General features: G+C 46.3%; 10 protein-coding genes. 7 read left to right on the forward strand and 3 right to left on the reverse strand.

Features of this window, described 5'->3' with window-relative positions; all coding sequences use genetic code 11:
• Positions 1-3 precede the first annotated feature (3 nt).
• Positions 4-3594, reverse strand: coding sequence for a translocation/assembly module TamB domain-containing protein (locus MARGE09_RS19970; RefSeq protein ID WP_236984902.1), 3591 nt, complete (start codon positions 3592-3594; stop codon positions 4-6).
• Positions 3594-5408 (reverse strand): autotransporter assembly complex protein TamA, encoded by a 1815-nt coding sequence (locus MARGE09_RS19975; protein ID WP_236984903.1) that lies wholly within the window; start codon positions 5406-5408, stop codon positions 3594-3596. The genes MARGE09_RS19970 and MARGE09_RS19975 overlap by 1 nt, the downstream gene beginning before the upstream one ends.
• Positions 5409-5487: 79 nt before the next feature.
• Here MARGE09_RS19975 and MARGE09_RS19980 point away from each other — a divergent pair, with 79 nt between their 5' ends.
• The 5 genes from MARGE09_RS19980 to MARGE09_RS20000 all read left to right on the forward strand — a co-directional run bounded on the left by MARGE09_RS19980 (position 5488) and on the right by MARGE09_RS20000 (position 10470).
• The gene (locus tag MARGE09_RS19980; protein ID WP_236984904.1) at positions 5488-6705 is read left to right on the forward strand and encodes a BaiN/RdsA family NAD(P)/FAD-dependent oxidoreductase; all 1218 of its coding nucleotides are present in this window, start codon (positions 5488-5490) and stop codon (positions 6703-6705) included.
• A 708-nt stretch (positions 6706-7413) separates the two neighbouring features.
• Positions 7414-7791, forward strand: a complete 378-nt coding sequence (locus MARGE09_RS19985; RefSeq protein ID WP_236984905.1) for a hypothetical protein — start codon at positions 7414-7416, stop codon at positions 7789-7791.
• Positions 7792-7876: 85 nt separating this feature from the next.
• Positions 7877-8755, forward strand: a complete 879-nt coding sequence (locus tag MARGE09_RS19990) for a DUF2971 domain-containing protein (protein WP_236984906.1) — start codon at positions 7877-7879, stop codon at positions 8753-8755.
• Positions 8756-8841: 86 nt separating this feature from the next.
• Positions 8842-9303: an HIT family protein gene (locus MARGE09_RS19995; protein ID WP_236984907.1), complete on the forward strand. Its 462-nt coding sequence runs from the start codon at positions 8842-8844 to the stop codon at positions 9301-9303.
• Positions 9304-9435: 132 nt separating this feature from the next.
• A complete protein-coding gene (locus MARGE09_RS20000) occupies positions 9436-10470 on the forward strand; it encodes a transposase (protein WP_236984908.1) in 1035 nt (344 codons plus the stop codon).
• Between the two features lie 194 nt (positions 10471-10664).
• Here the strand turns inward: MARGE09_RS20000 and MARGE09_RS21660 are convergent, their stop codons facing one another.
• The gene (locus tag MARGE09_RS21660; protein ID WP_275068735.1) at positions 10665-11585 is read right to left on the reverse strand and encodes an HAD-IC family P-type ATPase; all 921 of its coding nucleotides are present in this window, start codon (positions 11583-11585) and stop codon (positions 10665-10667) included.
• Between the two features lie 59 nt (positions 11586-11644).
• Between MARGE09_RS21660 and MARGE09_RS20015 the strand changes: the two genes are divergently transcribed.
• Entirely contained in the window at positions 11645-11881 is a 237-nt protein-coding gene (locus MARGE09_RS20015) for a hypothetical protein (RefSeq protein WP_236984909.1), read from the forward strand.
• Positions 11882-11971: 90 nt separating this feature from the next.
• Positions 11972-12286, forward strand: coding sequence for a hypothetical protein (locus MARGE09_RS20020; RefSeq protein ID WP_236984910.1), 315 nt, complete (start codon positions 11972-11974; stop codon positions 12284-12286).
• Positions 12287-12303 lie beyond the last annotated feature (17 nt).

Genomic DNA, 12303 nt, shown 5'->3' on the forward strand with positions numbered 1-12303 from the left:
ATATTAATAATCCCTTCGCCACTCTAATGCCGCCGACGATTTTCCAGTACTGGCGGTTGTGCTGTTAAGCCGCAGCTCGTCAGTAATATCAATTTTAAGGTTACCCTGCCATGGCTGGGCAGGGTTAGAGGAGCGCTCCAGTTCAAGGTAAACACGCTCGTTAAGGTATTTACCTACACCTACATTCACACCACCACCTTCGTCTTCGCTTTCTTGGCCCACACTTAAGCTATCAAAACCTAATTTGTCACGTGTGGCATTTAAAGGATCAAAACTGCTGCCGTTGCTTAGTCGATTTACCGCGCTGGCCAAACTCATCGCCTGCCATGCCGATATATTTTGAACTGAGTCACCGAACAATAAGCGCGACAAGATTTCTTCTTGAGGTAGTGTTGGCACCGAACTTAAATCCAGTTCAATTTCTTCTTCGTTCCCAGAAACGACAATGTTAATTTCAGTATCCCCCGTATGGTAACTAGCGGGAATATGAAAATTAAACGCCTCGTTACTAAATTGCGCTCGGCCTTCGTTTAACTTAATGGGTTTTTGCAGCAATTTGATTTCGCCGCGCACAGTTTTAAAACTGCCGGAAACATTCGGTTTAACCGCGGTACCCGAAATAATCACTTTACCTTCTAATTCGGTTTCTAAACCGCGCCCACGAATAAAAGCCTGGTTTTCAATATCTACTTCAACATCTAGTGCTACTGTAGGCAAAAGCTTGTTGCGCGCGTCTATTTCCGAATCATCGCTGCTATAAACCTCTTGTACTTTTATTTCGGGGATGGCCACAGCCGGCGCCATATCGATATTAATATGCAGTGGTAATACATTTAATTTACCCGTCAAATTCATACCCTGCTTGCCACCCACTAAAGCCGCTTTACCACTAACAGCCCCTTTTACATTGGGCATATCCACAAGGTTAGCGTCTTTTAATTCTAGGGCGACATTCACGGCAGAATCACTGTTCACATCGTGCCAATCCACATGGCCACTTAAGCGCAAAGTACCGCCCTCAGCATCGCGTGCAAAACCTGTAACTAATTGAATTTTTTGTTTTTCCGCCAAGGCGTAAACTTGAATATCGCTAAGCACCGTGCCAGTCGTCGCTTGTTTAAAATAGCCATTTTTAAGTAATAGCTCTCCGGTTAATACTGGGTCTTGCGCTGTGCCCGCCAGGGTGAGGTCGGCCTCTAAACCGCCTTGCAGTGTCATTTGGTCTGTGTCCATAAACAACTGCAGCGCACTGGTATCCAGGTTGGCCTTAATAGAGCCGTCTGTTGGTAAATTGCCACCCGATTGCGTTAAGGCATAATTTAAATAATTGTGCCAAGGCAAACTTAACGACAATAAACCAGCCGATGTTTTATCCAATGTAAAGCTGGAATCGATCACTAGGTCTTTTTCTTCTGAGCTTACATTCGCATGCCAAATCAGCGGCACTTCTGTGCGCTCGTCGGTGGCCGAACGCACCGCCAGAGTTTCGGCATACGATAAATAACCGCCCAATGTGGGCTCGGTAAAACTGCCGCCAAAACGCAACCGCGCCTCTGCTCGCCCCTCACCTACGGGGTAGCCTAAAGCCTCTAATAATTTTACTGGCAAGCGAGAAACCACCACGCGAAAGTCATTGTCGCGCGCATTCACGCGCCCCTTCATGGTAACCAGCGGGCGCTTAAAGACCGCTAAATTAAGAAGGTTCACATCCAGTGCAATTTCGTCCAGCGTGCCTAACTGTGCCGAAGCATCCAAAGCCAAGTTAAAAGGCAGCACTTCCGTTTGGTGCTCGTAACCACCTTGGTACAACGCATCAATCACCACCGCAGGTTTAGCCAATGCGCCGCTTAGCTCCCAACGCGCATTCAAAAAACCAACCAAACCCGGCGGAAAGTTAAGGCCATAACGGTAAGCCAATGCTGGCGACAAGTGCCGCACCCGGCCCGACAACGCCGTTTGATTGCCTTTCCAATCAATTAAACCATCCAATTTTAACGATGCATCATCGACTTCAACCGTTAGCTGGTTAATATCCGCATGCGCCAAAGAGGCATTCGCATTGCCATAAATAGCGAATGGCAGCTCATCATAGCGGCCCAAAATATTAGCATCCGTAATCACATGCGGCGCCTGCAACGTACCGCGCAACAGCCCTCCTAAATGCTGCACATGTACAGAAAACTCTTGCGGGATTTGCACCGCAATGGCCTCGGGCAATAGCTCGCGAATGGGGCCATCACGCACGTGGGTAAGGGTGTAAGTTAGCGCCAGCGGCTTGCCATTGGTTTGTATTCGGCCCTTGGCACTTAGCTGCATTTCGCCCAAGTTGGCTTTTAAACGTTTAACTTCTACCTGCGTAGAGGTAAGCGCCAACTTACTCTTTAAACTGAGTGTCTTTTGCTTGTAGCGCACGCTGCTATTTACATCCAGCTGGCCGGCCGGGAGGTGCTGAGTATTCCAATCCCACTGCAGTTGCCCATTGGCGCTAACAATGCCGCCTTCTAAATCGGGCAGCCATGGCCGCAAAAGGGCCAAGTTAAAACGTTGAATATCCACGCCCAACGCAACCAGCGCCGGCGAAACAGAACCGCGCAATGTATGGCGCTGCTGGTTAAGGTTAATAAGCAGTTCGTGCAAATCGATGCGCTCCAGCTCAGGCCTAAGCTTTAATTGGCCCTGCAAACTGAGCTTTTGCTTAAATAAAGGCGCGCTAAGTTGCTCTAGTGCTATATCAATCCCATCACTTTTTTGCTCGCCTTTGGCGCTAATCGCCACTTCCACCATTTGCTCTGCCGGTAACTGCAACCACTGCCCTAGCCAACCGCCTGCGCGCTGTTGAATACGCCCGTTAATCGCCAAGCTTTCTGGCGATTCGCTAAAACCTTCCAGCCACAATAACGGCGCTTTATGGCCCTTTTCTGTGATGGTCACTTCTAGCTCCAGCGGATTAGGCCAATGCAACGCTGCCGAGCCTTCTACAGTTAATGCGCCCGGCCCCACAGGCAAAGCGCCCGGCCTGCAGCTACGGCAAGGTGGCCATTTAAAATCGCGCAGTTGCAGGCTTTTAACGACTAGGGCTTCGACTTTTATCGGGGGAATTTTTGGAATACTAAACGTAAACCCTAGCGGTTCGGTGCGGGCGGGCTTATCTTTACTTGGCGGCTGATAAACCGCCACCTTAGCGGCTTTTAATTCGTGCACGAGCAATTGCTTTTGCCACAGCTCGCTTAGCGATATATGCAGTGCGGCGCCGGTTAGCTCAACCAATGGCTTGCTGTTTTGCGCAACCAAGGCATAGCCAATATGTAGCTGGTTTAAGTGCGGCCAACGCACATCACCTACCACCACTGTTAGCGCCGGCGTCTGCACAAAAGGCAGCGCGCGCTCTAACCAAAATAAGCGACCACCTTCGGTAACTAAACTGCCAACAATTAACGCCAGCGCGCACACCACCACAATAAAAAACAACAACACTACCCGCCAGCAAAAGCGCAGCAACAACATTAACCGGCGGCCAATAGACGCGCGCGGGGCAGCAGGCTTATTCGGCGCACCGGTATTAGGGGGTTGTGAATGAGGTGTTGTATCGGCCATTAGAACGATTGCCCAATGGCGATATAAAGTTGAATGTCTCTATCGCCTTCGCGCTTATCCAGCGGGGTGGCAATATCAAACCGAAACGGCGCAAACGAGGTGTGGTAGCGCAAACCAATACCCGCCCCCCACAAAAACTCATCCCCTATTTTTGGCGTTTTGGTTGGGTAAGCATAACCACCATCCATAAACAGCGTTACCCCTATACTATTGGTAAAACGCGAGCGCAATTCAAACGACACCTCTGAAAAAGACAAACCACCAGCAGGGTTCCCTTCGCTGTTAGTCTCGCCAATACTCTGGTAACGATAACCGCGCACCGAGCCACCGCCGCCAACATAAAAGCGCTCATCAGCCGGCACATCAGCCAATGGGCTGTCATCAATAACCCCTGTGGCCATACGCACTGCAAAGGTAGGTTTAATACTTAACTTTTCCCAAGTGTAATAGGTGCTAGCGGCAATAGTCGAGCGCGTAAAGCGCCGGCTGGTTTGGTATAAATCCACAAAGGGTTCAACCTGCAAGCCTGTTGCCCAACCGCGGGTAGGGTTGAGCGGGTCGTTGCGGTCGCTGTAATCAATACTTACCGGGAAGCTCAGCAAGGCGTAGTCTTCTGGGCTTTCGAACTCTTTCACGCGGCTAAATTTAAGGTTTGCACCACCATTAACCGAAAGTTTATCGGTTAAATCGCGTTTAAGGTTTGCGCCCGCCTCGCCAATATAAACATCGTAAGCGTCGGTGGTTTCTTGGGCAATATTGCCCGTTAAGGTTAGGCGCTGCTGCGTGCTGTAAAAGTGCGGCACCGTCAGCGTTGCCTCTAGGCCTTGCGAAATACTGCTATAGGTTAATTCGGTGCTTAGCTGCTCGCCGCGGCCAAACATATTTCGGTGCTCCCAACCTAGCGAAAATTTTGTTTTGACATCGGCATCGTACCCTACCGAGCCAGAAATACTGCGTTGCTTACGCTCGGTTAAACGAAAACGCACGGGCACCGCGCCCTCAACAATATCACCCGGCATGGGGTCGGCATTAGCCAGTAAGTTAGTTTGCAGCAAGCTTAAGCGGGTACTGTCTAATAAACGGGGCTTAAAGCACTCCCCTTCTTTAAAGTTAAGGTAACCATCTAAGTAGCTATTTTCTATCGAGCTATGCCCCTCGTAACTTATCTGGCCAAATACTACCTGCGGCGAAGGCTTTAAACGAAACGTCAGCTTAGCCGTGTTAGTCGGGTAATTCACAATCGCTTCGTAGGTCACATCAATTGTGCGTAAGCAATGCTCATCGGCCACCCACCTTTTAATAGCCGATAGGCTGTCCAGTACGCGCTCGGCTACAAGTGGGTCGCCTGAGGATAACTTCACAATACTAGCCGGCGGCTGGCTAATTTCGTTTGGCCAGTCAAAATGTAGCTGCGCAATATTGAAGCGCTCACCACTGTATATTTGATGCCCTATTTGGCCTTCATTAAGCGTGCTTTCAATTTGTGCCGCGTAATAACCTTGGCTACGTAAATAGGTGCGAATCACGTCTTGGTCGTATTTGGACGAGGTGCGCAGCGTAGAAGCACGCTGGTACTTGCCATCGGTAGCGCGCTGTTCGGCCAACATAGCTTCCACCGACTTTTGCAATGCAGGGTTGTTCGCCACAAAAATAACAAACGGGTGCTTAACCCCCACGCCCAACAGCGTATTGCCCGCGATGGTGGGCGTACCTGCCGCAGCAAACGCTACTGGCGCAACCACTGCGCACACATAACAGCACACCATCCAGCCAATAATTTTTACGCCCAAAGCGACCTCTCGTTTACGCCCCAAATAACCGCGGCATGGTAGCATGCACGGCTGATTCTGTATGACAGTACTTTTCCCTTTCTGATCCTATTTTTGCATCCCTATGACGTATTTTGATTGTGTAGTAATTGGTGGCGGTGCCGCCGGCCTAATGTGTGCCGCCCAAGCGGGCTTGCGCGGTAGAAGCGTAACCGTGCTAGACCACGCCAATAAAGTGGGTAAAAAGATTCTAATGTCCGGCGGTGGCCGCTGTAACTTTACGAATTATTATGTAGAGCCCAGCAATTACCTCAGCAACAACCCTCACTTTTGCAAATCGGCCCTAAGCCGCTACACCCAATACGACTTTTTAGAGCTGGTTAATCGCCACGGTTTGGCTTACCACGAAAAAACACTGGGCCAGCTTTTTTGCGATAACAAAGCCAAAGACATTCTGAATATTCTACTCGCCGAATGCGATAACGCCGGCGTACGCATTGCCACCGAGTGCAGTATTCACAAGGTTAAAGCGCTACCGGCCGAAACCCCAACAACAAACACCCCGCGCTACACGCTAGAAACAAGCCAAGGCGATATTCAATGCCATTCACTGGTGGTTGCCAGCGGCGGGCTGTCTATTCCGACCATGGGCGCCACTGGTTTTGGTTACGACCTTGCCAAACAATTTGGTTTACGTATTACCCCAAGGCTTGCCTCACTGGTGCCCTTTACTTTTAAAGGTGACTTACTCGCTACCGCGCAAAATTTAGCCGGTGTGGCATTGCCCGTAAATATCGAAAGCCAAAACCAAACCTTTAGTGAAGCCCTGCTGTTTACCCACAAAGGCATTAGCGGCCCAGCCGTTTTACAAATTTCCAATTATTGGTTGCCCGAGCAAACCATCACCATCAACTTTTTACCCAACGCAGACCTTGCGCAGCAAATTGCTACCTGGCAACAAGAAGGGCATAAAGCCGAGCTTAAAAATTTATTAAGTCGCATACTGCCAAAACGTTTTGTTACTGAATGGTTAACAATTAATTCAGCCACAAAAGAACTAGCCGATAAAACCGTGGCGCAGCTAAGTAATATTAATATCGAACAACTCGTCAGCCACTTGCAAAAATGGCAATGCATCCCCGCTGGCACCGAAGGCTACAAAACCGCCGAGGTGACATTAGGCGGCGTAAATACCGACGATGTTTCATCAAAAACCTTTGAAGCGAAAAAAGTACCGGGGTTATTTTTTGTAGGCGAGGTTTTAGATGTAACTGGATGGTTAGGCGGGTTTAATTTTCAGTGGGCCTGGGCAAGTGGGTATTGTGCGGCGCAGTTTGTTTAGCTTGGGCAGGGTGTAATATTGGGTAATGGTTTAATTACTGGGAATGGGTTAGCGTTAAGGGAATTTAGCCTCTACCCTAACGTTGCATTAGATTTTGAGTTCAGGAGCTTTTAGAGTGGTATTTATAGCGTTGAACGGAGATTTTTTTGGATTGATACTAGTCACTCTAGGTGAGATCCAGAAAAATTGAGTACGACGTTAGAAATACTGCTATAGAAGCAGCGAAGCGATCTTGGGCCAAAAGTTAATGCAACGTTAGGGTCTGGCACGGCACTAGCTAGAACGTCTGGGGCGCGTGGAAATATCCTGTTTTGGCGCCAAAGGTTTATGCTAGCCGTACTATTCAGTGCCGGCATGAATCTCTGAGGCACGCTGTGAATACCTCCCTGTAAGCTCTGCACAAACGTCCTGTTTGTGACGGCCTCACAGATTCATGCCGACACTGGCATTGAGCGCTTGCTTATTACCTGTAATTAAGAGGGGGCGTTAGGTGGAGGTTCACGTAGAACCAAACAGCGAGATGCTGCTGCGGGTTAAAGGGGCCATTATGAAAGCGGTGTTGGTAAATGCCTATATGTGGATGCTAGTTTGATGTTGGGATATGGCTATATATAGACATTTAGGTATAGTTGTAGACATAAAGGTCTATATGTAGGCATATTCCTATATGTGACCATGAGGGTGAATATAATGTCATGCAAAAATCGTATGAAAGAAATCGGAAATAAAAATGTATTCTGTTTTGTTGTTGGTGATAACAATGAGGGTGGCCTTCAACAAGTGGATATATGGGCAAATAATACATTGCTGACCCCAGTGGATAATATGGCCTATTTACCCCAATTTGTTGCCTCTCTGGAAAACGAAAGTAATGACATTAATTCCGATAATATAGCTCGCGAGTATATGTTCTTTAATCATGGGCCAACTACAGATGATGTTGTCGGAAATATTACATTAGCCAACGGTGTCGCAAAACTTAGCTTTGATATTGGCGGAGTTGTTAATCTTGTATCGGTATCAAAAAGTGAGCTTTTGTCGGTTTACCAGGAAGCCATAGAGTATCTACGAGGCATCCATGCATAACAAACGCAGTCTGTCGGAGCGCCTTTTCGCTCCTTCGTCGCTACAAGTCGCCCGCAGCTGCGGGCGTTAGTTTCTTGAGGATTGTATGATCGAGTATATTGGTGGATTGAAATCGGAAACAAAAATTCAAAGATACATGGACCTCGGAAAGTTCATGGATATACTCGAGAACCAACAGCTATTCTTCTGTAATATTAATTGTTTCGAAGATAAGCTAGAGGGGGCGAGTACTCCGTTGAATGAATTCTTCTCGAGTGGCGCAGCTTCTGCACTCAGTAATTTTGCTAACAATACGCTTGTCTCCTCCTTTGGAAAAAACTTAAACCCGCCCGAGGAGATCGAGGCAGCAAAAAAAAGATCCGAAGAGTATGTTAAAGAGAGTGAAAACCGAAGTGTAAAAACAGTGTTTGGTGAGGTCAAGCTTGACGACAACCTAACTTATAGGGACGTTGTTAAAGCACAAAAGAGTTGGCTAGATGTAAGTTGTTGGCATGTTCCGGAAAGCTCTCAAGACAATATGGCAATGTGGAAAATATACGGTCAAAGTAGTCAATCTATCTGCATTACGACCACTTTAGGTAAAATTCTAGATGCCCTGAATCTTCCGCTCGATAAAGCAGTAGCTGCTGTTAAGGTGAACTATATTGATCATGAAAATCACTATTTTCAAACCTCTCATTGTCTGAACCCATTTATTCATAAACATCTAGCGTACAAATATGAGAATGAAGCGCGCATCATTGTTTATCCTCGAAAACAAAACCCTTTGGAAAGGCGCGCCACTAGCGCATATGGCACACCGATTAAATTAGTTGGGACTGAATTTATCGAAGAAGTTAGGGTATGTCCTGAAGCTCCAGAGTGGTTTTGTAGTCTAATCTTAAGCTTGAAAGGACGCTATGGATTACGGGCGGAAATGGGGCGCTCGAATTTGGATTTAATTGCTCAGAGCTATGGAATCTAACAATCGCAGTCTGCCGGAACGCCTTTTCGTTCCTTCGTCACTACACGTCGTCCGCAGCTGCGGGCGTTATGCAAAGAGGAATAGCAATGGATTGTATTTTTTGCAAAATCGTTAGTGGTGAAGAACCATGCCATAAAATATGGGAAGATGAAAAGCACTTGGCTTTTCTCTCTATTTATCCAAACACAAAAGGATTTACGGTTGTTATTCCTAAAAAGCACGTTTCAAGCTACGCTTTTACACAAACAGATGAAGTACTGATGGACTTGATTGTTGCTACAAAAAATGTAGCGCTTATGCTCGACAATGCATTAGAGGGTGTTGGGAGAACCGGGATGTTTTTGGAGGGTTACGAAATAGATCACTTGCACAGTAAACTCTCACCAATGCACGGAACAGGAGAGTCTTCTGAGTTTAAGCATATTGAGCCAACGTTTGGTCCGTTCATAGAAAAATACGAGGGGTATTTATCCTCGCATGACTGCAAGCGAGCAAATGATGATGAGCTGTCAGTGTTAGCAAAACTAATAAGAGACAAGAATGCATAACCAAGCTACAGCAAGAGATAGGACATCCAAAGCAAGAGATAGGACATCCAAAACCCGATAAACGGTAATGCAAAAACCTCGGTGATTGGCTATACCTAAATGACTAGGTAGTGTTTATCACTGAGGTTTTTTATGACTCAAGCGCGTAGAGCATTGATCTCTTTAGATCAGACCAGCTGGTTCCATATTTGCTCACGCTGTATTAAACGCTCATTTCTCATGGGCGAAGATAAATATAGCGGTAAAAACTATGAACATCGTCGCGAATGGATATCGGATAAACTTGCTGAACTTGGGGATATATTTGCGTTAGACATCGCAGCATACGCAGTATTGTCAAATCACTATCATTTGGTACTGCATATTGATGCGGAAAAAGCAGCAGGGTGGAGTGATAAAACGGTTATTCGGCGTTGGATGATGTTATTCAAAGGCAATAAATTAGCCCTTAAAGTGTTAAAAAATCAGCCTATCAATGAAGCGGAGCAATATCTTGTCGATGACCTTGTCGCTGAGTGGCGTAAACGTTTGAGCAGCATTAGCTGGTTTATGCGCTGTTTAAATGAACATATCGCACGACTCGCAAACGCGGAAGATAAATGCACTGGCCGTTTTTGGGAGGGCCGCTTTAAAAGCCAGGCTTTACTCGACGAGCAGGCAATTATTACCTGCATGGCATATGTCGATTTAAATCCTGTGCGCGCCGGCATGGCGGAGCTGCCAGAAACCAGTGATTTTACGGCTATTCAACAGCGCATTCAGTCTTTGAATAAACCCGCTAAAAAAGCTAAAGATAAAAAACTTATTAGGCTGGCCAATTTCTGTAAACCACCTAAAAAGAATCACCTTCCCACTGCCGATTCCGTAGACCAAGGGCAGCGTTCTACAGGTGTTATTCCCTTTTACTGGCGCGATTATCTTGAGCTCATCGACTGGACGGGGCGAGCTATTCTACCCAATAAGAGCGGCGCCATCGCACTTGCATCACCTAAAATATTACAGCGTCTAGAAATTGGCGTGGATGACTGGCTAGAACATATGCCCCGTATTGAAAAAGACTTTCATTACTGTATCGGCCGCTGTGATTCCATAAAGCCCTGCGCAGAAAAACTCGATCAATGCTGGGTTAAAGGATTAGGCGCCGCTCGGCGATTATTTGGTTGTTAGAAACTACTCCGTTGTACCGATACCACAAAAATAATCTGGGACACCTCAAACACTCCGCATTAGTTTAAGTGATAACAACACACAATCCCTCAGCACTTCAGGCTCGGTATTTATGCAGCTTGCATGGTATTTTAACTATTTTTGCATAGCGCTAAGAATACCATGCCCCCCCTGTGAATGTTTGGTGATTAGCGTTATAACCATTTAACAGAAAAGAGTTCTTTTATACCCGACATTACAAAAGTAGGTAGTGCTGCAATCATCAAACTCATCAGTAAATGCTTACCGGAAACAGGAACGGTATTAAATAAAACTGCACCTAAAGGTGAATAAATAATAAGTAAAGTGACACTGGTAGTCGCTAACATAACAGCCAGCAATAACCTATTAGAAAAAGGATTTATTCTAAAAATACTTGTAAAGCTTCGCGAATCCAATAGGTGAATGCTAAGGATAAACATTAATGTAATAAAGGCCAAAGTTTGAGCATAGGCAGTACTAGCACCCAAACTTAGCGCAAAGGCAAATAAAGCATACACGATACCGCCATGCACTAATCCACGCACTAATATTCTGGCACCTAAGCCACCAGCAAAGAAACTCTCGTTTCGCTTGCGTGGTTTACGCCGCATTATGTCTTGCTCCTGCTTTTCCCAACCTAAACACAAGCTAGGCAAGGCATCGTTAAACAGGTTTATCCACAGAATCATAACCGCAGTTAATGGCACCAAAGGGTTATCGCCTAAAAGTAAGAATGCAAACATCACACAACTCACTTCAGAGACATTAGCTGTTAACGCCGCGCGTAAATACTTACGTAAATTATCGTAAATTCTTCGCCCCTGCCGTACAGCAGTTACGATAGTAGAAAAATTGTCATCAAGTAAAACCAAGTCGGCAGAATCTTTGGCAACTTGAGTACCGGCAATGCCCATGGCCACACCAATATCCGCATTACGTAAGGCGGGCGCATCATTTACACCATCGCCAGTCATTGCAACGACTTCGTCATTCGCTTGTAAGGCTTTTACTATGCGCTGCTTATGCTCTGGGGACACCCGTGCAAAAACAGTCGAAGAGATAGGACATCCAAAACCCGATAAGCGGTAATGCAAAAACCTCGGTGATTGGCTATACCTAAATGACTAGGTAGTGTTTATCACTGAGGTTTTTTATGACTCAAGCGCGTAGAACATTGATCTCTTTAGATCAGACCAGCTGGTTCCATATTTGCTCACGCCGTATTAAACGCTCATTTCTCATGGGCGAAGATAAATACAGCGGTAAAAACTATGAGCATCGTCGTGAATGGATATCGGATAAACTTGCTGAACTTGGGGATATATTTGCGCTAGACATCGCAGCATACGCAGTATTGTCAAATCACTATCATTTGGTACTGAAGAGATAGGACATCCAAAACCCGATAAACGGTAATGCAAAAACCTCGGTGATTGACTATACCTAAATGACTAGGTAGTGTTTATCACTGAGGTTTTTTATGACTCAAGCGCGTAGAACATTGATCTCTTTAGATCAGACCAGCTGGTTCCATATTTGCTCACGCTGTATTAAACGCTCATTTCTCATGGGCGAAGATAAATACAGCGGTAAAAACTATGAGCATCGTCGTGAATGGATATCGGATAAACTTGCTGAACTTGGGGATATATTTGCGCTAGACATCGCAGCATACGCAGTATTGTCAAATCACTATCATTTGGTACTGCATATTGATGCGGAAAAAGCAGAAGGGTGGAGTGATAAAACGGTTATTCGACGTTGGATGATGTTATTCAAAGGAAACAAGAGATAGGACATCCAAAACCCGAT

Origin of the sequence: Marinagarivorans cellulosilyticus (genome assembly GCF_021655555.1) — a bacterium.
Lineage (GTDB): Bacteria > Pseudomonadota > Gammaproteobacteria > Pseudomonadales > Cellvibrionaceae > Marinagarivorans > Marinagarivorans cellulosilyticus.

Bases quoted from the DNA above. Each gene is read 5' to 3' on its own strand.
- MARGE09_RS19985 (WP_236984905.1), top strand. From the start codon at position 7,414: ATGAAAGAAATCGGAAATAAAAATGTATTCTGTTTTGTTGTTGGTGAT.
- MARGE09_RS19990 (WP_236984906.1), top strand. From the start codon at position 7,877: ATGATCGAGTATATTGGTGGATTGAAATCGGAAACAAAAATTCAAAGA.
- MARGE09_RS20020 (WP_236984910.1), top strand. From the start codon at position 11,972: ATGACTCAAGCGCGTAGAACATTGATCTCTTTAGATCAGACCAGCTGG.
- MARGE09_RS20000 (WP_236984908.1), top strand. From the start codon at position 9,436: ATGACTCAAGCGCGTAGAGCATTGATCTCTTTAGATCAGACCAGCTGG.
- MARGE09_RS19995 (WP_236984907.1), top strand. From the start codon at position 8,842: ATGGATTGTATTTTTTGCAAAATCGTTAGTGGTGAAGAACCATGCCAT.
- MARGE09_RS20015 (WP_236984909.1), top strand. From the start codon at position 11,645: ATGACTCAAGCGCGTAGAACATTGATCTCTTTAGATCAGACCAGCTGG.
- MARGE09_RS19980 (WP_236984904.1), top strand. From the start codon at position 5,488: ATGACGTATTTTGATTGTGTAGTAATTGGTGGCGGTGCCGCCGGCCTA.
- MARGE09_RS19970 (WP_236984902.1), bottom strand. From the start codon at position 3,594: ATGGCCGATACAACACCTCATTCACAACCCCCTAATACCGGTGCGCCG.